18 protein-coding genes are annotated in these 20,616 nt (G+C 68.4%); 9 read left to right on the top strand and 9 right to left on the bottom strand.

What is annotated here, in order from left to right; genetic code table 11:
* Window positions 1-85: 85 nt before the first annotated feature.
* A complete protein-coding gene (asd, locus tag ACYQ07_RS14625) occupies window positions 86-1,132 on the bottom strand; it encodes an aspartate-semialdehyde dehydrogenase (RefSeq protein ID WP_459882851.1) in 1,047 nt (348 codons plus the stop codon).
* A gap of 191 nt (window positions 1,133-1,323) precedes the next feature.
* Between asd and ACYQ07_RS14630 the strand changes: the two genes are divergently transcribed.
* The 4 genes from ACYQ07_RS14630 to ACYQ07_RS14645 all read left to right on the top strand — a co-directional run bounded on the left by ACYQ07_RS14630 (window position 1,324) and on the right by ACYQ07_RS14645 (window position 6,048).
* Window positions 1,324-2,982, top strand: coding sequence for a Na+/H+ antiporter NhaC family protein (locus ACYQ07_RS14630; RefSeq protein ID WP_459882853.1), 1,659 nt, complete (start codon window positions 1,324-1,326; stop codon window positions 2,980-2,982).
* A gap of 422 nt (window positions 2,983-3,404) precedes the next feature.
* The gene (locus ACYQ07_RS14635) at window positions 3,405-3,962 is read left to right on the top strand and encodes a hypothetical protein (RefSeq protein WP_459882854.1); all 558 of its coding nucleotides are present in this window, start codon (window positions 3,405-3,407) and stop codon (window positions 3,960-3,962) included.
* Between the two features lie 707 nt (window positions 3,963-4,669).
* Window positions 4,670-5,767: a pyridoxal-phosphate-dependent aminotransferase family protein gene (locus ACYQ07_RS14640; protein WP_459882855.1), complete on the top strand. Its 1,098-nt coding sequence runs from the start codon at window positions 4,670-4,672 to the stop codon at window positions 5,765-5,767.
* Between the two features lie 23 nt (window positions 5,768-5,790).
* Window positions 5,791-6,048: a DUF7542 family protein gene (locus ACYQ07_RS14645; protein WP_459882857.1), complete on the top strand. Its 258-nt coding sequence runs from the start codon at window positions 5,791-5,793 to the stop codon at window positions 6,046-6,048.
* Between the two features lie 55 nt (window positions 6,049-6,103).
* Here the strand turns inward: ACYQ07_RS14645 and ACYQ07_RS14650 are convergent, their stop codons facing one another.
* The 4 genes from ACYQ07_RS14650 to ACYQ07_RS14665 form a co-directional block, all read right to left on the bottom strand.
* Complete coding sequence (locus ACYQ07_RS14650) at window positions 6,104-7,135, bottom strand: LLM class flavin-dependent oxidoreductase (RefSeq protein ID WP_459882858.1); 1,032 nt, start codon at window positions 7,133-7,135, stop codon at window positions 6,104-6,106.
* Between the two features lie 77 nt (window positions 7,136-7,212).
* Window positions 7,213-8,859, bottom strand: a complete 1,647-nt coding sequence (locus tag ACYQ07_RS14655) for a cation:proton antiporter domain-containing protein (RefSeq protein ID WP_459882860.1) — start codon at window positions 8,857-8,859, stop codon at window positions 7,213-7,215.
* Window positions 8,852-10,627 carry a cation:proton antiporter domain-containing protein gene (locus ACYQ07_RS14660; protein ID WP_459882861.1) on the bottom strand — a complete coding sequence of 592 codons (1,776 nt, stop codon included), beginning with the start codon at window positions 10,625-10,627 and terminating at the stop codon, window positions 8,852-8,854. The genes ACYQ07_RS14655 and ACYQ07_RS14660 overlap by 8 nt, the downstream gene beginning before the upstream one ends.
* 192 nt (window positions 10,628-10,819) lie before the next feature.
* The gene (locus ACYQ07_RS14665; protein WP_459882862.1) at window positions 10,820-12,667 is read right to left on the bottom strand and encodes an SLC13 family permease; all 1,848 of its coding nucleotides are present in this window, start codon (window positions 12,665-12,667) and stop codon (window positions 10,820-10,822) included.
* Window positions 12,668-12,871: 204 nt separating this feature from the next.
* On the opposite strand from ACYQ07_RS14665, the gene ACYQ07_RS14670 reads away from it, so the two are divergent.
* The gene (locus tag ACYQ07_RS14670) at window positions 12,872-13,561 is read left to right on the top strand and encodes a TetR/AcrR family transcriptional regulator (RefSeq protein ID WP_459882864.1); all 690 of its coding nucleotides are present in this window, start codon (window positions 12,872-12,874) and stop codon (window positions 13,559-13,561) included.
* A gap of 98 nt (window positions 13,562-13,659) precedes the next feature.
* Window positions 13,660-14,562 (top strand): DUF7847 domain-containing protein, encoded by a 903-nt coding sequence (locus ACYQ07_RS14675; protein WP_459882865.1) that lies wholly within the window; start codon window positions 13,660-13,662, stop codon window positions 14,560-14,562.
* Window positions 14,563-14,607: 45 nt separating this feature from the next.
* Here ACYQ07_RS14675 and ACYQ07_RS14680 read toward each other — a convergent pair whose 3' ends face one another.
* The 3 genes from ACYQ07_RS14680 to ACYQ07_RS14690 all read right to left on the bottom strand — a co-directional run bounded on the left by ACYQ07_RS14680 (window position 14,608) and on the right by ACYQ07_RS14690 (window position 17,991).
* Complete coding sequence (locus tag ACYQ07_RS14680; protein WP_459882867.1) at window positions 14,608-15,591, bottom strand: zinc ribbon domain-containing protein; 984 nt, start codon at window positions 15,589-15,591, stop codon at window positions 14,608-14,610.
* A 120-nt stretch (window positions 15,592-15,711) separates the two neighbouring features.
* A complete protein-coding gene (locus tag ACYQ07_RS14685) occupies window positions 15,712-16,311 on the bottom strand; it encodes a GNAT family N-acetyltransferase (RefSeq protein WP_459882868.1) in 600 nt (199 codons plus the stop codon).
* A 315-nt stretch (window positions 16,312-16,626) separates the two neighbouring features.
* Window positions 16,627-17,991 carry a restriction endonuclease gene (locus tag ACYQ07_RS14690; RefSeq protein ID WP_459882872.1) on the bottom strand — a complete coding sequence of 455 codons (1,365 nt, stop codon included), beginning with the start codon at window positions 17,989-17,991 and terminating at the stop codon, window positions 16,627-16,629.
* Between the two features lie 103 nt (window positions 17,992-18,094).
* Here ACYQ07_RS14690 and ACYQ07_RS14695 point away from each other — a divergent pair, with 103 nt between their 5' ends.
* Genes ACYQ07_RS14695 through ACYQ07_RS14705 form a run of 3 tightly spaced genes read left to right on the top strand, consistent with a single transcriptional unit; the run spans window position 18,095 to window position 19,902 of the window.
* Entirely contained in the window at window positions 18,095-18,916 is an 822-nt protein-coding gene (locus ACYQ07_RS14695) for an AzlC family ABC transporter permease (protein ID WP_459882874.1), read from the top strand.
* Window positions 18,906-19,226: an AzlD family protein gene (locus ACYQ07_RS14700; protein WP_459882875.1), complete on the top strand. Its 321-nt coding sequence runs from the start codon at window positions 18,906-18,908 to the stop codon at window positions 19,224-19,226. Before ACYQ07_RS14695 ends, ACYQ07_RS14700 begins: the two co-directional genes overlap by 11 nt.
* Before the next feature lie 58 nt (window positions 19,227-19,284).
* A complete protein-coding gene (locus ACYQ07_RS14705; protein ID WP_459882877.1) occupies window positions 19,285-19,902 on the top strand; it encodes a halocyanin domain-containing protein in 618 nt (205 codons plus the stop codon).
* Between the two features lie 48 nt (window positions 19,903-19,950).
* On the opposite strand, the gene ACYQ07_RS14710 is transcribed toward ACYQ07_RS14705, so the two are convergent.
* On the bottom strand, window positions 19,951-20,511 hold the full coding sequence (locus tag ACYQ07_RS14710) for a DUF420 domain-containing protein (RefSeq protein ID WP_459882878.1): 561 nt from the start codon (window positions 20,509-20,511) through the stop codon (window positions 19,951-19,953).
* Window positions 20,512-20,616 lie beyond the last annotated feature (105 nt).

Below are 20,616 nucleotides of genomic sequence, written 5' to 3' on the forward strand. Positions count from 1 at the left end.
GTCACTCCCGCGGGGGGCAGCAGATGGTGAGCGAAACGGAGAGCGAAACGGCGGGCGAGAAAAGTCGAAGGAGTCAACGACGACCCTAGACGTACCCCTCCTCAACGAGCAGTTCGCCGTTGAGCAGGGAGGCGCCGGCCGCGCCGCGGATCGTGTTGTGTGCGAGGCAGTTGTACTTCACACCCTGGGGCGTGTGCTGGACGCCGCCGGCGGCGATCCCCATCCCGCCGGCGTACATCCGGTCGAGGCGGGGCTGGGGACGCTCGGGCTCGTCGTTGCCGAACACCTTGATCAGCTGGTCGGGCGAGGAGGGAAGGTCGCCGCGCCCCTCGAAGTTGCGGAACGCGGTGCGAACGTCGCGCGGGTCGGGGTCGGATTCGAGCTCTGCGAACACGCTTTCGAGGTGGCCGTCGAGCGTCGGGATCCGGTTACACGACGCGGAGACGCTGGCGTCGTGCATCGAGAGCTCGGCGCCGTCGAACTCGCCGAGCAGCTTGCGGGATTCCGTCTCCATCTTCTCTTCCTCGCCGCCGATGTGCGGGATGGCGTTGTCGAGGATCTCCATGGAGGTGACGCCGGAGTAGCCGGCGCCGGAAACCGCCTGAAGCGTGGTGACGTGGACCGTCTCGAGGCCGAACTCGTCGAGTGCGGCGAGCGTCGGCACCATCGTGATCGTCGAGCAGTTGGGGTTCTTCACGAGCGCGCCGTCCCAGCCGCGCTCGTCGCGCTGGATGTCGATCAGGTCGAGATGGTCCGGGTTGATCTCGGGGATCGTCAGGGGCACGTCCTCGGCCATGCGGTCGTTCGAGGAGTTCGAGGAGACGACGTAGCCGTGTTCGAGGAACGCCGGCTCGACCTCGGCGGCGACCGACGAGGGAAGCGAGGAGAACAGGAGGTCAACGTCGGCGTCACCGACGCCGTCGGGACTGGTGGGGACGACCTCCATCTCCGCCACGTCGTCGGGAATGGGCGTGTCGACGCGCCACTTGGCGGCCTCGCGGTACGTCTGCCCCACGCTGGACTCGCTGGCGGTGACCGCCGCGAGCTCGAAGGTCGGGTGGTCGTCGAGTAACTGGATGAACCGCTGTCCCACGGCGCCGGTGGCGCCGAGAATACCGACTCGTACTGACATTGCACGTCATTGGGTCACAGCCACGTAAGTGCGTTCGGATACGTGCCGATTCCGCCGTGCTCGTCGGTCTCGGCGTGGTTGGCGTTTCGGCGACGAACCGTCGACGACCCCGAGGGTTTCCCGAAAAACGGTCGGCTGTTGAGCGGGATCGTGGGTCCCATTTATGTGCTCACGCGTTGGATCCTCAGGTTATGTCCGAATTCGGCGCACTATCAGTCGTCCCGCCGTTGCTCGCGATCGTGTTGGCGATCGTCACCCGCAAGGCGGTGTTGTCGCTGTTTCTCGGCATCTGGTCGGGAGCGGTGATCTACACCGGGGGACTCGGCATCGTACAGACCTTCGACTGGATCGTCGCCGCCATGGCCGACGACTTCCACGCGATGATCCTCGTGTTCACGCTGCTGCTCGGCTCCGGGGTCGCCATGGTGTGGAACCTCGGCGGCACATATGCCGTCCGCGACTGGGCCATCAAACGGCTCGACACCCCCAAGAAGGCCGGCATCGCGGCGTGGGTACTGGGGCTCGTGATGTTCTTCGACGACTACGCCAACACGGCGATCGTCGGCTCCGCGATGAAGGACGTCTCCGACCAGCTCCGGATCTCCCGCGAGAAGCTCTCGTACATCGTCGACTCCACGGCGGCGCCGGTCGCCACGATCGGCATCTCCTCGTGGGTCGCGTTCCAACTGTCGCTGATCGGGGACGGCTACGAGGCCGCCGGCGTCGAGGACCACCCCAGCACGTTCGAGGTGTTCCTCTCGTCGATCCCGTTCAACATGTACGCCCTGCTGGCGATCGTGATGGTCGCCATCGTCATCCTCTGGGGCCGTGACTACGGCGAGATGCTGGAAGCGGAACACCGATCGTGGACGACGGGGAAGGTGACCCGCGACGAGGCCGTCCCGATGCAGGACGTCGCCGCCGACCTCGGCGAGCCGCCGGCGTCGACGCCCCGGCTCTCGAACTTCTTCATCCCGGTGGCGACGCTGGTCGTCGTCACGGTCGCCACGGCGCTGTGGTCGGGCGGCTTCGACCTCTGGACGTTCCTCTGGGACGCCGAGGCCGCGAGCGGAATGCTGTGGGACAGCGTGGTCGACGCCGACTACGCGCTCGCGCTGGTGATCGGCTCGTTCGCGATGGTCGCCTCCGGCTTCGTGCTCGGCAAGCTCCACGGCATCTTCGGCGTCGGTGACGCTACGGAGTACACGATCGACGGGTTCGGCATCATGCTCACCGCCGTCTCCATCCTCGTGCTGGCATGGGGTATCGGCGAGGTCGTCGGCGCGCTCGGTACGGGCGCGTACGTCGCCGAGCTCACCGTCGGCACGGTGCCGCTGGAGATCCTCCCGGCGCTCGTGCTCGTCGTTACCGCCTTCATCGCCTTCTCGACCGGTACTTCCTGGGGGACGATGGGGATCATGACGCCCATCGCGATCCCCGTCGCGTGGGAGATCTCCGGCGGCGGCGCCGACGGCCACACCTTCGTCGCGGTGATGGTCGGCGTTATCTTCTCGGGTGCCATCTTCGGCGACCACACGTCGCCGATCTCCGACACCACGGTGCTCTCCTCAACGTTCACAGGGGCGGACCTGATCGACCACGTCCGCACGCAGTTCTACTACGCAGTCACGGTCGGCATCGTCGTCGTCGTGCTCCTGCTCGTCTGGGGCTACACGGGTATCACGCCGTTCGTGCTCCTTCCTCTCGGCGTGCTCGCGCTCGTCGGGCTGGTGTACGGGCTCTCCGAGTTCGACGCCAACCGACGTGGCGTCGATCCGGTGACGGTCAGCGAACCGCAGAGCGGCGACTCCGACACGGTGCAGGTCGCGGGCAGCGAAAAGGGCGAGTAGGGGAGTCGAGCGAGTAGCGTCGTTCACGGAGCGACGGGGCGCCCGCCGTCGTCCGCCGGCGCGACGGACCTTTTAACCGCGTCGACGCGCTACCCTCGTTTGCGTGCCTCAAGTCCCCGCCCGAGTATTCCCGGATGGGAGCAATGAGGATGCGGAGAACCCGGGCACGCGACATACCGGTCGTCGGTTCGCCGGCGACTCGCCCGCCGCCGCGTAGGCGGCCGCCCGCCACGAGGGTTTCCCGGTCGACGCGGCATGCCGCCGGAGATGAGACCGGACGTTAGTGTTGCGGGCGACATCAACGACCGCGAGCGACGGCGCCGCCCCGTCCCGCCTGCGCTTAAGTGCCACCCACTCAACTGTTCAGGCATGCACGCTGACCACGTTTCGTTTCGGTCGTCCTCCCGAGGGGGTGCCGACGAGTGAGCCGGCTCGCCATCGACTACGGTGAACACGACGGCGTTCGCGAGATCGTCGAGCGCCTGCGCTACTGTGCGGAGTCCGTGAGCATCGCGTTCGACGGCTGGGACGAGCCCCACGTGAAAGGCCCCGGCCTCTATTTCGCCGTCGTCGCCGACCGCGAGTACGGCGATTATGCCGACCCGATGGGCGAGAACCAGTGGCCGGTCGACCGCTGCCGGAGCGTCTTCAATGAGGACGCGCTCATGGACGCCGCCGACCAGGTGGGCGTCACCTGCGACGGCGGAATCGTCGTCGCGGTCGACGGCGAGATCGAGCCGCAGATGGTGCGCTTCCGAGATCTGGCGACGCGCTCGGAGGAGTCGGACCTCGTCGACGAGGTGGACTACGAGCCGTGGATGGGGTCGCGTCACATGAGCGCGATCGAGACCTCCGTCCGGCCGGAGGTCGTCGCGACGGTCACCCTCAGCGAGGAGACCGGTCGAATCTCCGTCTTCGAGGACGGCGTCGCCGAAACCGAGCGACGCGGCGAGATCGGTGGTCCCTGGCGGTCGGATTGAGACCGGTTCCGAGCTGCTCGCGTCGACTCCCTTGGTCGGGCCCGACTCCGACGGCTCGGTTCACATTCCCCTTTTCAGACACGGTTTCGTCTGGGACAGCCGGTCGAAAGAAACTGCTTCTTGAGCGATGGCGGGAGTAGGTGTTGTACGTGATTGGAGGTGGCGTTTATGAGTGGGCGTGGGTGGGGTTGGTTTCTCTTTATAAGGAGTGTTTGGTCAGTGAGTCGCTGGCGCTGCACACGTGAGGACCGCCTGCAAAAGCCCCAGCCGGCTCCGGTCGAGGGGCTTGCTGCGCGCTTTTCAGGGCGTCTCTCCGCACCGCCCGACGCCCTGATAAGTGCTTGCGTCGCCCGTCTTCCCGGAGCCGGCTGCCCCTTTGAGTCCCACCCCGCACCGCCCCGCAACCGCACCTCACGCCTCCCCAGCCTCGTCGTCGCCTGCGGCGACGACTCCCTCGCGCGCCGACGAGCGCCCGCGGGGCGCTCGCCGGGCGCGCCACCGCACCGCGCCTCCATTTATAAGTAGAGCGTCACTTCCAGCCTCTGCCGTTTATATATCACCTCGCCGGCGACGAATTGCAACACCCACTCCCGCAGTCACTCATCGAACGTTCAGTGTAGACCGAAGTCAGGGCAGAACAGGCCGTCTGTCACGGGATTGAGCCGAGTCACTGCAACCTATTTCCGGACAGCCACCAACCACGAGCCATGCTGATGACGCCGGGACCGACGGCGGTCCCAGAACCCGTCCGCGAGGCGATGAGCCGGGAGCTGATCAACCCCGATGTCGACCTCCGGTTCGCTCGGATATACGACCGGGTGACCGAGCGACTGGCGACGGTGTATGGCGGCGGCATCGCCGGCGACCACGGCGACGACGGCGGTCTTCCGAACCACGACATCGTCGTTCCGGGCGGGGAGGGGATCCTCGGGCTGGAGGCCGCCGTCGCCTCGCTCGTCGAACCCGGCACCGAGGTGTTGTGTCTCTCCAACGGGCTCTACGGCGACGGCTTCGCAGATTTCGTCGCGGATTACGGCGGCGAGCCGACGCTCGTGACGACCGACTACGACGACCCGCTGCCCGTTGAGGCGGCGGCCGACGCGCTCGAATCGGGGTCGTTCGACGTGGCGACGATGGTCCACTGTGAGACGCCAACGGGGACGCTCAACGACCTCGGGCCGGCGCTGGAGCTGTTCGCGGAGCACGACGTGCTTACCGTGGTGGACGCCGTCTCCTCGCTCGGCGGCACGCCCGTGCCGACCGACCGGATCGACGTCTGTCTCGGCGCCTCACAGAAGTGCTTCAGCGCGCCGCCAGGGCTCACCACGGCGGCGATCAGCGAGCGCGCGTGGGACGCGATGGAGACTCGGGAGCCCCACTCGCTGTACACCAACTTCCTGCCGTGGCGTGACACCAGCGAGGGGTTCCCGTACACCCACCTGACGACGGAGGTCGTCGCGCTCGACGAGGCGCTGGGGCTCATCGTGGATGAGGGCGTCGCAGCGGTCCACGAGCGCCACGAGACGGCCGCGGCACGATGTCGCGAGCGGGGCGCGGAACTGGGGCTGGAGCCGTTCCCCGACCCCGAGCGGAGCTCGCCGACGGTCACCGCGTTTCACGTGCCGGAACGAGCTGAAACCCTCCAATCCCGGCTTCACGAGGAGCACGACGTGCTGCTCGCCACCGGGCTCGCCGACCTCGCCAACGACGTGCTCCGCGTGGGACACATGGGACACAACGCCCGGGTGGAGCGGGTCGACACGACCATGGACGCGCTCGCCGCAGTGCTAGAGGGCGCGGCGTGACCCGAAGCCGGAGACGCTCCGCCGTGGCCGTCACGTGTGCCGACTGCGACTACACGGAGACGTTCGACGGACTCCGCCGCGGCCGCGAGGCGGTCGCGGCCCACGAGTCGAACACGGGCCACAACGCCGACTTCGAGATCCGTCAGCTTGCCCCCGGCGTCGAGCGCGCCGGCGCGGATGCGGGCGTCTGCGGACGACCCGACTGCGCGAACGACGACAGCCCGCTCGTGAACCACGGCTCGGAAGAAACGACCGGAGCAGTGGACGACGATGACGCCTGACGCCGGGTGCTGTAAAATTGTAGAATTCCTAGAAATTCCACCGGGAGGGGGCCGGTTACCGCGGCGTCAAGCCCACGCCCTCGGCGATCAACTCGTGTGAGCGTCGGGCGGTTTCGGGGTCCGCAAGCGTGTGCTGGATCATCATCTCGTCGACGCTGACGCGGTCCGCCAGCTGGTCGAGGAGGCCGGCGACGGTCTCCGGGCTCCCGGAGATCGCGCGGGGCCACTCGCCGTCGTCGAGCGTCCGCGGGGTCGGGTCGGGAACGCCGCCGAGCTCGTCGATCGCCTCCTCGACGGTCGGGGTCGAGCCGATCTCGCCGCGGGCCATTCGGGCGAAGGTGGCCTCCGCGACCGCCCGCAGCCGGGCGGCCTCGGCGTCGGTCTCCGCACAGACGACGTTCTGGGCCACCATGCCGGTCGGCTCGTCGACGCCGCCCGGCACGCCGGCGTCGGGGTCGAACACCTCGCGATACGCCTCGAAGGCGTGCTCGGCGAACGACGGCCGGATGAACGCCGCGAAACAGAACCGCATCCCGAGCTCCCCGGCGATGGTCGCGCTGCCGGTGCTGGAGCCGAGCACCCACGGTCTCGGGGGCTCGCCGTCCGCCCGCGGCACGGTGAGGTCGGCGTAGGCGTGGTCCTCGGGAAACGCGTCGTGGAGGTGATTCACGACGGATTTCACCCGCTCGGTGTGGTCGGCGTCGGGGTTCTCGACGCGTCGGTCGGTACCGAGCGCGCGATCGGACGCCGGCGAGCCGTTGGCGCGGCCGAGGCCGGCGTCGACTCGGCCGGGAGCAAGCCCATCAAGCGTCCCGAACGCCTCGGCGACCTTGAACGGGGCGTAGTGGTTGAGCAGCACGGCACCCGATCCGATCCGGATCGCGTCGGTCTCGGCCGCGAGGTTGCCGAGCAGCACCTCGGGCGTCGTCCCCGCGATGCGGTCGGCCATCCCGTGATGTTCGGCGACCCAGAACCGCGAGTAGCCGAGTGACTCGGCCTGTTTCGCTGCGGCAACCGTGTTCTCGTAGGCGTCGGCGGCGGTGCCGTCGTGGGGCACCGGCGAGAGGTCGACGACGGAAAGGTCCATACGGCTTCTGGGGGATTCCGGCGGAAAACGGTTCGGTCCCCGGCGGTCGGCTCGCCGGTCGGTCGGAGCCGAACGTTTTAGCCTCCATCGCTCCCCGTGGGGCCTCGGTCGACGTTGCCGAGCCCGTCCGGCGGGAGGTCGCCGGCGAGCACCGCGTCGAGGTTCCGGGTTAGCCGGTCGGCGGCGAGCGTCTCGGGGGCGACGACCGTCTCGACGCCGGCGTCCAGCAGCCGGTCGGCGAGCGCCTCGTCGTCCGCGCGAACGACCCGCGGCACGTCCGTGTCAAGCTCCGCGACCACCTCGGCGCGGTCGGCCTCGGGCGCCAGCGAGACGAGGAGCCCGGCGTCCGCGAGGTTCGCCCGCTCCCAGACCCGGTCGTCGAGCAGGTCGCCGTACACGTAGCCGTCACACCGCTCGGTGACCGCGTCGATCACGGTCGGGTCGTCCTCGACGACCACGAGCCCCCGGTCGCTGTCCGCACACGCGCTCAACACGGTGTCGCCGCCGTGTCGGTGGTCCACGACGATCACATGGTTCGAGAGGTCATCGGGGACGCTCGTGTGGCCGTTCGGCACCGTACCGACGATGTCGACGAGCCCCGACCGTCGGAGGAGCCGGTGGATTCGTGGCGCCCGCGCGACGCCGTACGCCGACACCACCATCGAGATGCCGGCGGTCCAGACGATCGCGTCGAACAGCGGTCGCGCGATCAGTCCGGCGTCGATCGCTTCGATCGCGATGAAGAGGCTGAACGCGCTCACGTGGTCGAGCGCCGCGGCGGTGTAGACGGCGGTTCGGCCGTCGTAGCCCACGCGGAGCGCCAACAGGGTCACGATCAGCGGGTTGACGAAGAGCACGCCGAACAGGAGCGCCGCCGTGTAGCCGACGGTGGCAACCGTGGGGACAGTCAACAGCGCACCCACCGTGACGAAGAAGACGGGCGCGAAGAAGTCCCGCAGGTCGTGAAGCGTGTCCACGAGCGCCAGCGAGTGCGGGTAGTCGTCGGCGACGGCGACGCCCGCCGCGAACGCCCCCACGACGATCGAGAGCCCGGCGGCCTCCGCCAGCGCGATGAAGCCGATGACGAGCGAGAAGCCGAGCATCATCAGCACCTCCGGGTCATCACGGACCAGCGCGGTGAGCCGGTGGAACAGCAGGTAGCGCACCAGCAGTCCGCCGAGGAGGATGCCAGCGCCGATGAGGATTTGGACGGGTGCGGCGATGTCGGCGTACACGAACGCGCCGAGCGCCACCACGACGGCGACGCCGAGCAGGTCCTCGGTGAAGTGGATGGCCTCCGAGAGCCGCCGGTGAGTGGGGCGGATCCCGTCGCGCTGGTCGAGGTAGCTCGCGGCGACCAGCGAGGAGCTGAGCCCGGCGGCGACCGCGAAGTAGACGGCGTTGAGCGGGCCGAGTCCGATAACCGTGGCCACGAGATAGCCGAGCGACCCGATGAGAACGGCCTGGACCACGGCGACCCCGACGCCGGCGCGCTCGCGGGCTGCGACCGATTCGAGGTCGACGTGGACGCCGAACAGGAAGACGATGAACGCGATCCCCCACTGGGCCAAGTCGAACAGCCGTGCCTCGTCGATGACGACCCCCGACAGCGCCCCTGCAAGGAGATAGAAGGGGATCACCGGGAGGTCGAATCGGGCGGCGACGAGCAGCAGCGCTGCCGCCACCGCGAAGATCGTCGTCAGCGCAAACAGGGTTTCATACATCGGTCTCACCTCCGAGTGCGTCGCAGGCACCGGTTCCGGGCGACCCCCCGTCGGTCGCCGCCCCGTTAGTCCCCCCTCCGCCGGTCGTCGCCCCGTCGGTCGACAGCGAGCGGACGCCGTCGCCGAACCGGTCGGTTGCGGCATCCCTGCCGGCGTCGAGGTCGGTGACGATCCGGGTGACGACTTCGCCGACAAGCTCTCGCTCGCGCACGATGTAGTCGGCGCCGGCGTCGGTGAGCGTCTCCGCGGCGGCCGCATCGGGCGCCGTCACCACGGTCACCGCATCGCCGTCGGCCGCCTCGACCAGTCGGCGGTTCACGTCGGTGCGGTCGGCCGCGCTCACGAGCACGTCGGCCGACTCGACGTTGGCGTCCGCGCGAATCTCGCCGTGGCGCGGGTCACCGAAGACGAGGTCGAGGTCGCTCTCTTGGAGCTCCTCGACCGGATCGCGACGGTTCTCGACGACGACCACGTCCTCGAAGCGGCCAGCGAGCTCGTCGGCGACCGGCCGCGTGAACCGGTCGTAGCCGACGATGACGGCGTGGTCCCGGTAGGTGAGCGGGTCCGTCTCGATGGGGTCGTCGCGTTCAAGCGGCCGGAGGTACGGCTCGACGGCGGCGTAGATGCGACGGTTGTACAGCACGTAGTAGGTGGAGACCGGCATCGTGATCAGCGCCATCAGGCTGAGGAAGCCGAGGATCCCCTCCTCGATGAACCCCTGGTCGAGCGCGAGTGCGCCGAGCACCAGCGAGAACTCCGACACCTGCAGCATCGAGATCGTCCCGAGGAAGCTCGTCTCGACGGCAAACCGCTGGCTGTAGAACAGCCCGAAGACGATGAGGGAGTTGATCGCGATCAGCAGCACGGAGGCGATGACTGCCTCCTGCCAGTATTCCAGCAGCGATTCGACCTCCATCCCGAGCGCGATACTCGCGAAGAACACGGCGATGAACAGGTCCGTCACGGGGCGCATTCGCTCGCGGAGCTCCGTGCTGTACGGGAGTTGTGCCAGCGCGAGCCCGGCGAGGAACGCGCCGATCTCCACGGAGAGGTCGAGCGTCTCGGCGACGTAGATGAAGACGAACGCCCACGCGACGCCGAGCGCGAACAGTGTCGCCTCGTTGGCGGCGCTCGCCCGCAGCAGCGTCGGCATGAAGTAGCGGCTCGCCAGATAGGCGACGACGCCGATGAGCGCCATCAGCAGGAACACGCGCCCCATGCTGGCGGCGATCTGGCCGGCGTCACCGACGGCGCCGACCGCGAGGATCGCCAGCGCGACGACGAGATAGAGGTCCTGAAAGATCAGGACGCCGACGTCGACCTTGCCGTACAGCTCCTTGAGGTCGTCCTTGTCGCCGAGCACCTTCACGATGATCGGCGTCGCGCCGAAGGTGGTTGCCAGCGCGATCATCAGCGACTGGAACAGCGAGAATCCGAGCAGGAGCGCGACGCCCGTGGACGCAACCGCCTGCAACAGCGCCTGCCCGACGGCGATAACGGCGACGGGCCGCATGATCTCCCGGATGTCGGAAAACCGCATTTTGATCCCGAGCAGGAACAGCAGGAAGCCGAGTCCGAGCTCGGCGATCACGTCTATCAGCTCCCCCTCGGCGACGATACCGAGCCCGATGGGACCGACTACGACGCCGGTGAGGACGTACGCGACGATGGTCGGCTGTTTGGTCAGCTTCGCCAGGTAGCTCAACACCGTGGCGGCGACTATCAGGACGGCGAAGTCGGTCGCGAGTGCAACACCTCCGAGTGCCATGGATGGAAATTTACGGGGGCTGTGCGCCCACGTCGCACCCGCCGGTAGGGTGGACGATTCGGACGGGTCGATCGACGGACGTGGGTCGTTTCAGTATTGTGGCCGATCCCTGCGTCTGGCCGGCGCCCCGAGTGGTCGAGGCGCCGTCGTACACCGACGGACCACCCCCCATGAACCACGCCGGCGAGCGCCCTACGTCAGCCCCCACAGCCAGGCGATGGCGACCGTCGTCACGACTGCCAACATGAGCTGTAGCGGTCCGCCGACTCGAACGAAGTCGGTGAACTCGTAGTCGCCGGGGCCGTACACCATCAGGTTGGTCTGGTACCCGACGGGAGTCATAAACGAGGTCGCGGCGGCGAACGTCACCGCAAGGAGGAACGTGAACGCGTTAGCGTCGAGCTGGATGGCGGCGTCGACCGCAACCGGGATCATCAACACGACCGTCGCCACGGGGGTGATGACGTTCGCCAGCAGTCCGGTGACGACGTAGAACAACAGCAACACGGCAAGCAGTGGGAGAAACGCCTCGGTCGCCACCAGCGTCTCGGCGATCAGCGCGGCGCCGCCGGTCTCATCCATCGCGAGCCCCAGCGGGATGACGCCGGCAAGCAGGAAGATGACGTTCCAGGAGACGGCGTCGTAGGCGTCCGCCGAGGAGAGACAGCCGGTGACGATCATCGCGAACACCCCGCCCAGTGCGGCGATCACGATGGGAAGGATGTCGAACGCCGCGCTCCCGACCACGGCCGCCATGATCCCCACCGCAACCGGCATCCGGGGGGACAGCGGCGCCACCTCCTCGGCCGGCTGTTCGAGGAGCTGGTCGAACGCCTCCTCCTCGAAGACGATCAGGTCGCCGCTCCCCGAGAAGTACGCGATCGAGTCCGCAGTGGTCTGGGCCAACAGGAGGTCGCCGGGCTCAAGCCGAACGTCGTCCAGTTCCGTTCGGATCAGGTTGCCCTCACGGCGAACGGCGAGGACGGTCGTGCGGTGGAACGTGTCGAGACCGGTTTCCGCAAGCGTTTCGCCGACGTACGCGGAGTCGTCGGGGACGACCGCCTTTGCGAGCGTGTCCGAGGTCTCCTCGCCCTCGAAGGTGTCCTCGGTGACCGACTCGGTAGCGATCTGTCCGAGCCCCGCACGGTCACGAAGCCGGCGCACCGCCTGAATCGGGCCGTGAACGACGAGGACGTCGCCCGCCTCGATCCGGCGGTCGGTTTCGGCCCCGAGGAACGACTCTCCGTCCCGCCGGAGGCGCAGGACGCTCACGGCATCGTCGGCGGCCGCCTCGACGGCGTCGACCGGCTCGCCGATCAGCGCCGACTCCTCACGAACGCGAAGCTGGAACAGGTGATCCTCCAGGTCGAACTCCTCGACGAGGTCGGCGTCGACGGGGATCCGTGCGGGGGTGAGTCGCCGGCCTATCGTGAGCAAGTAGACGGTTCCGACGACGAGCACGAGGAGGCCGACGGCGCTGAACTCGAACATCCCGATCGGCCCGCGGTCGAGCAGCGTGGCGGTGAACTCGCTGGCGAGCAGGTTCGTCGAGGTGCCGATGAGGGTGAGCGTCCCGCCGAGGATCGCGGCGTACGAGAGCGGCAGCAGGAGCTTCGACGGCGAGACGCCGCTTTTGCGCGCCAGGTCCGTCACCATCGGGATGAAAACGGCGACCACCGGCGTGTTGTTGATGAAGCCGGCGATGGGGCCGGTCGTACAGACGGTCGCGATCAGCGCCCGACGCTCGTCGCCGCGCGTGAACGCCGCGAGGTGGACGCCGAGTCGCTGGACCAGTCCGGTGTTCTGGATGCCGGCGCTCAACATGTACATCGCGACGATCGTGATCGTCGCGGTGTTGGCGAACCCGGAAATGGCGCCGCGCGCCCCGACGCCGGTCCACGGCTCCAGTGCCGCCAGCGCGACCACGATGCCGATGGCGGTCACGTCGTTGGGGATCAGCTCCGAGACGAACAGCGCGAGCGCGACGCCGATCAGCGCGAACACGACGAGCGCCTCGACGGGGGTCCCGGCAACGGTCATGCGAATCCGAATCAGGGAGGTCTCTTAAAACACTCGCCAACGGCCACGGAGTCCCTCGATCGCTGCCGTCCGTGGCGTCCACTGACGAGACCAGAGGGTCGACGAACGCCGGCAAACGCCGGCGAACCCGCAGCGTTATCCCCGTGGACCGGCTGCTTCGCACCGATGCGAGCCCGTACGGCGACCGTGGAGGTGGCGGCGTAGATGGCCGACGCCGACTCGGAGGTCGACCCATTAAAAGAGGAGATCATGCTAGCGACCTACCGTGCGCTGGCGAGCGAGGGGTACGGCGGTCTCACCGTGCAGGCGATCGCCGACGAGTTTCCCAAGAGCAAGTCGCTGCTGTACTACCACTACGATGGCAAGGAGGACCTCCTGACCGGGTTTCTTGACTACGCGCTCGACCAGCTTCACCGCGAGATCGAGCTGGAGACGACGGCGCCGGCGACCCAGCTTCGCGCGCTCGTGGACGTGCTGTTGCCCGCCGAATTGCCCGCGGAGCGGCGGCAGGTACAGACGGCGCTGTTCGACCTCCGCGGGGAGGCCCAACACGACGACCAGTTCCGCGAGCAGTACGCGAAGGTCGACCGGACGGTAAAAGGGACCGTCGCTGACATCATCCGGCGCGGCATCGAGGACGGCACGTTCGACCCGGAGCTCGACCCCGAACTGGAGGCCGAACTGCTCGTCTCAACGGTGTTCGGCGCACGCATGCGCAGACTCACGACGTACGAGGCGTTCCCCATCGAGGAGACGCGCCGAGCGCTTGACGTGCACCTCGACCGCCTCCTCGCGGCGGACAGCGCGGGTGGCGATACGGAGGGCAGCGCGGAGGGCGACGGGCACGAGAACGGCGGTGCGGAGAGTGCCGACGGCCCGGCAAGCCAGGAGTGACCACGGCACGACTCACTGGTGACTGACTGTTCAGTCACTATATACCCGATCGGCAGCTATCCGGCAGGTTTTAAGTACTGTCCCGGAGGAGCGACGATATGGTCATCATCAAGTCCCTCCGACGGGCCATCGGTCATCTGGCCGACTATCCCGTCCTGTTCGTCCCGTTCGCGGCGTACGCCGTGCTCCAGATTCCCCAGCTATTCGCCGAGATGCTCGGTCCGATGGCAGGCGCGGTCGCGTCGCTCGGGTTCTCGCTGATCCTGCTGTTCATCACGCCGGCAGTGTACGCCGGCGCGCTCGGCATGGTGAACGACGCCGACCGCGGGCGACCAACGTCCCTCGGCCGGTTCGTGACCCACGCAAAATCGTACTACGTCTCCGTGCTGGGTGCGTACCTGTTCGTGACCGCGGTGACGATCGGATTCGGGATCCTGATCGTGATCGCTGCCATCGCGATGTTCGCCATCCTCTTTGCGGGCGGCGCCGGGCCGGCCGCGCTCGTGATTGGCGGCGGCGCCATGCTCCTGCTCGTGCTCGCGATGCTGGTCGTGATCTTCGCGCTCCACTTCTGTGCTCACGCCATCGTCGTCGAGGACGTTGGTGCGGTCGCCGGGCTCTCCCGAAGCGTCGAGGTCGTTCGCAACAACCTCCTGCCGGTTGGCCTCTACGCCGTGCTCTCGACCATCGCCGGCGCGGTGATCGGCGGGCTGTACAGTCTGCTGATCATCCTCGCGTTCCCAACCGCCACCGAACCGGGCCAGCCCGCTCCCGCGCCCGACCTCGTGCCCGCACTGCTCGGATCCGCGGGGACGGTCGTCTTCATGACGCTGTTTGGCGGCCTGTTCGCGGCGTTCACCGTCGTGTTCTACCGCGAGCTGACGGACGCCGCCGAGCGCGAACGGTCCGAGGCTGGCGGTGTCGCGTCACCCGACGAGGGGCCGACTTCCTCGACAACGGGCGACGGAGACCACGCCGGCGAGTTCTCCGGGACGGCGTAGACCTCCGGTCCGCGTAGACCTTCCCCTCAGCGGAAGTCCGAGCCGCTATCGCTCCGACTCCGCGTGCTCCCGCTGTCGAGTCGACGAGTCAGTGTCCCGTCCCTCGACTGCCCGGTCGTGGGCCGATCGTCGGCCGGCGCCGGGTCCCACGTCGAGCTCCGCGGCTGCACACGCCGTACAGTAGTGGTTCTCCTCCAGCGACCGAGTCAGCACGGGGAACCCGGCGAGCACGGTCTCGTCACGCCGGCGACGAACCACGCCGGCGTCGACCGGCTCTCCACACACTACACAGTCCGCCTCGCAGTTCTCGAACGGGCGCACGATCCGGTGGTCGACCGTCCGTAGGCGGCCGAACTCGGCGAGCGAGTGGCGTCTGGTCAGCCGTTCCCGGAGTCGTCGCTCGACCGCCGGTGCGGAGAGCAGCCCGCCGGCCAACAGCAGGCCGCCGATTATCGCCGGTGCGGCGCCGTTCCCGTCGAGCGCGCCGGCGAGGAAGAACGTGCTCAACAGGAGCAGAACGCCGCTGAGCGCGTACGCCACCGCAACGTTTAGCGAACTATCCTCCGGCGCGCTGGCGTGAACCGGTCGTTCGAAGTCGTGGGAGTCCATGGTGATCGTCCGTCGGCGGGCGCGCTCGGTGTAGTGAAACCAGCCGTACAGGAGGTTCCCCAGTCCGCCGGTGGTGAACACCAACAGCAGGTGAAGGAGGACGGAGCCGTAGCTCCGGTCGACCAGCTCGACGCGGTCGCCGTGGTCGGCCTCGACCTCCCATCCCGCCTCCGTGTGGCGCCGTGCGGCATCGCGAAAGAGACGGAACTCGGTCGAGGCGTGTTCGACGCCGGCCTCATCCTGACGGGGCGAGCCACACGTCGAACAGAACTCGTCCGCGGCGTCGAACGTGTGACCACAGACCCCACACTGGTCCGGGTCAGCGGCGGTGGCGGTTCCACAGCCGGGACAGTAGTTGGCATCCGGGGGCACGTCGGCGCCACAGTCGGGACAGCCGTCGCCGTGCGGCGTGGAGGGCATGTTCAAGTGGGGTTTGCGGAGTGTGTCAATTAAGCGTAGCGACGTTGTCCAAGGGTCGTGCAGGGGTCGTGGGGGGTGGTCGTAGGGGTCACCCAACACGCTGGCCCGCTTCCTTCCGGTCTACACCGTCGCGACGCGCTCGGCGGGCGCTAATCGAGCCTCGTCGGCAGGGGGTTCCGACAGCGAGAGGCGCATCTCCAGCTCCCGGCCGCCACGAACCGTCTCGAAGCCGAGTCGTCGGTAGACGTGAACTGCGGCACGATTGTCGCGCTCGACGTGGAGTACGAGCGCCTCGCAGCCCGCGTCGGCCGCCGCGGCGACGACGTGCCAGCACAGCTCCGTCCCGAGGCCCCGACCGTGGAACGCGGGGTCGACGAACACCGCCAGTTCGGGACGGGACGCGTCCGCGGGCGTGTACACCGCGTGGCCGACCACGCCGGCCTGCGGGTTCTCGGCGACGACGCCGACGCCCTCGGTGAGTAGCTGGTCGAGCCACTCACGGCGCCGGCGGTCGTCAACCGGGGGGATCCCCTGGGCACGGTCGCCGGCCTCGAAGCGGTCGTACATCGCCGTCAGGGCCTCGCGGTCGTCGGGAGACGCCGGGCGCACGGTCCAGCGCGCTCCAGCCTTGTCCACGAACCGCGGACAGCGTGGCGGACACTCCGGAGTGCCGGCACACTCCGCGCTGTTCCACCCCGAACACGACGGCTGCTGGGTCATGGATGGAGGTACGCGCCCGCCGGCCTTGAATCGCCGCGGACGGTCCCATCTGCCGGGAACGCCGGCGGCCACGGGGAGCGCCGGGACGCCTCCCGTCAAGGTGATTTGAAACGCTCCATAATCAAGCGACAGACGGAGTCGTGCGGGGGCCCGAGATTCACCTGTCCCGTGAGGACGCGGGACACGATCGTGACCTGCGGGCGTCGCCCGGCGCCCGCGCCGTTTCGCCGGCGGTTGGAGTCGAGAGACGGACTCACGGATGGAGTCGAGAGACGGATGGCGTCCACCCGTGGACGCCGCTTTTTAACGCCCCGGTCAGACGACGCCGAGCGTCGCGACCACGAGGAGCACGACGAGCAGCGCCGCCACGCCGGCGCCGGCGACTAACGCCGGGTTCTCCATCGCCTTCTCGTGGACGGGCATGGCGGCGTACTCCTCGCGGAAGGCGTCGCGGTTCGCCTCGTCGTAGAAGTACTTCCGCGAGAGCGCGAAGCGTTCCGTCACCGCACAGCCGGTGCACACCGGCTCGTCGACGAGCCGCTCCGTTTTGCTGTGCTCCGCACAGCTGATGCTCCCGCAGTTGGCACAGTAGGTGTAGCTGCCGCGCTCGCCGGCGGTCGCACAGTGGACGCACTGGCGGACTCCGTCCTCGGTGGTCACCCGCGAGGGGCCGGCGGCGGCGTACTCGAAGGGGTACTCGTACGTGTCGAGCCGCGTGACGTGGCGTACCTCGGGGAGGTACACCGGCTCGACGGTGCGAACCGTCACGTCCGAGCGGTTCGGCTCGCAGGTGCGGTTGTAGGTGACGTTGTTGTCGCCGGTGTACGACACCGTCGTCGTGTGATGGTCACGGAGTCGCTCGACGGCCCAGTCCTTGTACTCCGTCTCCGTCTGCCCGAACCGGCGTTCCTCCACCGTGTCGAAGGCGTCGTCGTCGGTCGCTTCCGCAAGGGGAATCGTCGCGGCGAGGTTGTCGGCGACGAGCGCGCCCACGTTCGGGTCCGCAACGTCGGGACGGCCGCGCTCGGCGTGGACGACGAATCGAGAGCGATCGTCGATCCGGTGGATCACCCCGACGGAGGTCTCGAAGACGGCGTTCACGTCCGCGGTCACCACGACCACGGGCCGGAACGTCACCCGCGAGTCGGGGTCGGGAAGGTCGTCTTCGGGGAGGTTCTCCACCTCGCGGAACGCCTCGCGAACGGGGGCGTCCGGCGACGATGTCGGGTCGTACGGCCGGAGCGTCTCGTCGCACAACACCTCGATCCGTCCGTTTCGGAGGTCGAGACCCACTTCCTCGGCGATCTCCCGGAGGTCGCGGCCGTCGATCAACTCGATCGGATACGGGTCGTCGTTGGCGTCGAGGCGCGCGGCGTACTCCTCGGCCGGACCGGTGAACCGGCCGGTGGTGACGACGATGCCGCGTTTCGGGCCGGCGAAGTCATGGGTGGCGATCGCCGAGTGGAGCTTCTGGACGACGGGTCGCCCGACCGTCGCCGTGTGCTTGCACTCGACGACGACGCCGCGGCGGGTGCCGTCGACGACCTCCTCCATCACCACGTCGCGCCCCTCGTCGGCGACCTTCTCGGCCTGCCGGACGTTCTCGTAGCCGAGCTTGCGGAACACGTCCTCCATCACGTCCTCGAACTCGAAGCCCGAGAGGTCGTCGAGCACGGCCATTCTCGTTTCCCACTTCGGCCGAACCGCCAAATGTGTTGTCACCCTACTTTCGTCCGGGGCCGTTCCGCAACGACCTTCACGGGTCCCGCCACTTCTCGACACGATGGGCGATGCACCGCCATCGGCTCCCGACGACTCTCCCGGTCCCGACGACTCTCCCGGTCCCGACGACCTCGACGCCCCTGACGACTCCACCGACCTCGCCGATTCCGCCGGATCCCCCGGCTCCGACGAGAACGCGGTCTCCTTCGAGTTCGCCGGTGTGCGCGCCGGGTTCCTCATCACGTTGCCGGTGGCGCTCGGCGTCGCGGGATACGGTATCGCCTTCGGGATGCTCGCCGGCGAGGCGGGGTTGAGCGTCGCGGAGGCGGCGCTCATGAGCGCGACGGTGGTCGCCGGCGCCTCCCAGATCGTCGCGGTGGAGCTGTGGGCCGACCCGCTTCCGGTCGTCGCCATCGTCGCCACCGTCTTCGCGATCAACCTCCGCTACTCGCTGATGGGCGCCGCGCTCAAGCCGTGGTTCCGACACCTCTCGCCGGCGAAAGCGTACGGGAGCCTGTTTCTGATGGCCGACGAGAACTGGGCGCTGACGATGCGTGATCTCAAGGCGGGCAACGGGCGGGGGGCGTTCCTGCTCGGCAGCGGGATCGCCGTCTGGACGGCGTGGGTCGGCTCGACGATCGTCGGCACGTACGCCGGCGGTGCGGTCGACGACCCGGCGGCGTACGGGGTCGACTTCATCCTCGCGGCCGTCTTCGTCGCGCTCGCCGTCGAGCTCTGGGACGGGGCGTCGGAATCGCTGATTCCGTGGTGTGCCGCACTCGCGACCGCGCTGGTTGCCGCCCGGCTCGTCCCCGGACAGTGGTACATCATCGCCGGCGGGCTCGCGGCGTGTTTCGTGGAGGTGATCCGGTATGACGGGTGACCCCCTCTCTCTCGACCCGCTCGTGGTTGCGACGATCGCCGCGATGGTGGTCGTCACCGTCCTCACCAAGTGGGGCGGCCTCTGGCTGCTCAGTCGCGTCGAGGTGAGCGACCGGGTCCAGGCCGGCATCGACGTGCTCCCCGGCGCGATCGTGATCGCCTTGCTGGGCCCCGAGTTGGCCGACGGCGGGCCGCCCGAGTGGGCCGCCGCCGGGCTCACGCTGCTGGTGATGTGGCGAACCGGGAACATCCTCCTGGCGCTCATTGCGGGGGTCGGCGGCGTGGTCGCGTTCCGCGGCTTGTTCGGATGAAGGACCGGCACGGCGGCGTATCGGGAGCTTAAACACCCCGACGATCGGAGTATCACATATGACTGGAAACGCGGACGAGGCGTCGATGAGTCGACGTGGGTTCTTCCGTGCGGGCGCGACGGGTGCGGCCGCGACGGCGGCCGTCGCCGCCGGCGCCGGAACGGCGGCCGCCGCCTACGACGGCTGGTTCGACGACGTCGACAACTACGACGGCACCTACGACTTCCGCGGCGAGGAGGAGGTGCACGTCACGGTCGGCGCCGGCGACGACGGCCTGCTGTTCGAGCCCGCGGCGATCCTGATCGACGAGGGCGCGACCGTCGTGTGGGAGTGGACCGGCGAGGGCGGCCAGCACGACGTCGCCGAGGTCGACGACGCCTTCGAGTCGGAGCTGGTCGACGAGGAGGGCCACACCTTCGAGCACACCTTCGACGACGCCGAGGAGGGTGACCGCTTCCGGTACGTCTGTACGCCGCACGAGGCGGCCGGGATGAAGGGTGCCGTCGCCGTGGGCGACATCGACGACGACCTCATCGAGCCCGACGGCGGAGACGACGGCGGGCGCGTGCTCACCGCCGACGACATCGCCGCGCTCGCGCTCGCCTTCGGCTTCGCCGGCGCGCTGCTGCTGCCGCTGTTCTACGCGGCACACAAGAAGGTCCCCCGCCGCGAGTAGCCGTCACGACCCGTTTGCGGAGCGCCTCGCGGCCCCCCTTTCAAGATCTCAAAACAGGTGGTGGAGCATCACGTAGACGCCGATTCCCATCGCAAACGAGATCACCCACAGCGACGCCGCGATCCGGCCCGATCGGGCGTGTGCCGTGTCGTAGAGCTCGCGGGGCGAGTGTGTCGCCGCCAGCGTCAGCGCGTGGAAGACGAACGGGATGCAGACGACGGCGAGGAGAATGTGGACGGTGAGAAACGGGAGGTAGACGAACTGGTAGACGGCGTCCGGTCCGGGGAACTCCGCAGTCCCGCGGATCACCAGCCGCCAGAGGTAGAACACGAGAAACGTCGCGAACAGCGCGAAGGAGGTCCCCATCAGCGCTCGATGGCGTGCGACCTCGCCACGCCGGATCGTGCGCCAGCCGAGCCCGATGGTGACGATGGCCGTCGCGGAGATGACGGCGTTCAGGTGTGGGATGGCATCGAGGACGGTCTCGCCGGGATGTGGAACGACGGTGCTCGGAATCGCGCCGCCGGCCGCGCCGAACACGAGCGCGAGCGCGACGACCGAGAGCACCCCGGTGACGAGTCGGACGTTGTCGCGGACCCACTGTCTCATGCGTGATCCGTGGAGCGCCTCCGACAAACGCCTGCCGATAGCGGGAGTGGGGAGTGGTCACCCCGGTGCCGGTAACAGTGGGCGCCCGACGGCGCGGTGACAACT

This window comes from Halorubrum gandharaense (assembly GCF_054654575.1).

Coding starts and splice junctions, on each gene's coding strand:
- asd (WP_459882851.1), bottom strand. CDS start 1,132: ATGTCAGTACGAGTCGGTATTCTCGGCGCCACCGGCGCCGTGGGACAG.
- ACYQ07_RS14630 (WP_459882853.1), top strand. CDS start 1,324: ATGTCCGAATTCGGCGCACTATCAGTCGTCCCGCCGTTGCTCGCGATC.
- ACYQ07_RS14640 (WP_459882855.1), top strand. CDS start 4,670: ATGCTGATGACGCCGGGACCGACGGCGGTCCCAGAACCCGTCCGCGAG.
- ACYQ07_RS14650 (WP_459882858.1), bottom strand. CDS start 7,135: ATGGACCTTTCCGTCGTCGACCTCTCGCCGGTGCCCCACGACGGCACC.
- ACYQ07_RS14655 (WP_459882860.1), bottom strand. CDS start 8,859: ATGTATGAAACCCTGTTTGCGCTGACGACGATCTTCGCGGTGGCGGCA.
- ACYQ07_RS14660 (WP_459882861.1), bottom strand. CDS start 10,627: ATGGCACTCGGAGGTGTTGCACTCGCGACCGACTTCGCCGTCCTGATA.
- ACYQ07_RS14665 (WP_459882862.1), bottom strand. CDS start 12,667: ATGACCGTTGCCGGGACCCCCGTCGAGGCGCTCGTCGTGTTCGCGCTG.
- ACYQ07_RS14670 (WP_459882864.1), top strand. CDS start 12,872: ATGGCCGACGCCGACTCGGAGGTCGACCCATTAAAAGAGGAGATCATG.
- ACYQ07_RS14675 (WP_459882865.1), top strand. CDS start 13,660: ATGGTCATCATCAAGTCCCTCCGACGGGCCATCGGTCATCTGGCCGAC.
- ACYQ07_RS14680 (WP_459882867.1), bottom strand. CDS start 15,591: ATGCCCTCCACGCCGCACGGCGACGGCTGTCCCGACTGTGGCGCCGAC.
- ACYQ07_RS14685 (WP_459882868.1), bottom strand. CDS start 16,311: ATGACCCAGCAGCCGTCGTGTTCGGGGTGGAACAGCGCGGAGTGTGCC.
- ACYQ07_RS14690 (WP_459882872.1), bottom strand. CDS start 17,991: ATGGCCGTGCTCGACGACCTCTCGGGCTTCGAGTTCGAGGACGTGATG.
- ACYQ07_RS14695 (WP_459882874.1), top strand. CDS start 18,095: ATGGGCGATGCACCGCCATCGGCTCCCGACGACTCTCCCGGTCCCGAC.
- ACYQ07_RS14700 (WP_459882875.1), top strand. CDS start 18,906: ATGACGGGTGACCCCCTCTCTCTCGACCCGCTCGTGGTTGCGACGATC.
- ACYQ07_RS14705 (WP_459882877.1), top strand. CDS start 19,285: ATGACTGGAAACGCGGACGAGGCGTCGATGAGTCGACGTGGGTTCTTC.
- ACYQ07_RS14710 (WP_459882878.1), bottom strand. CDS start 20,511: ATGAGACAGTGGGTCCGCGACAACGTCCGACTCGTCACCGGGGTGCTC.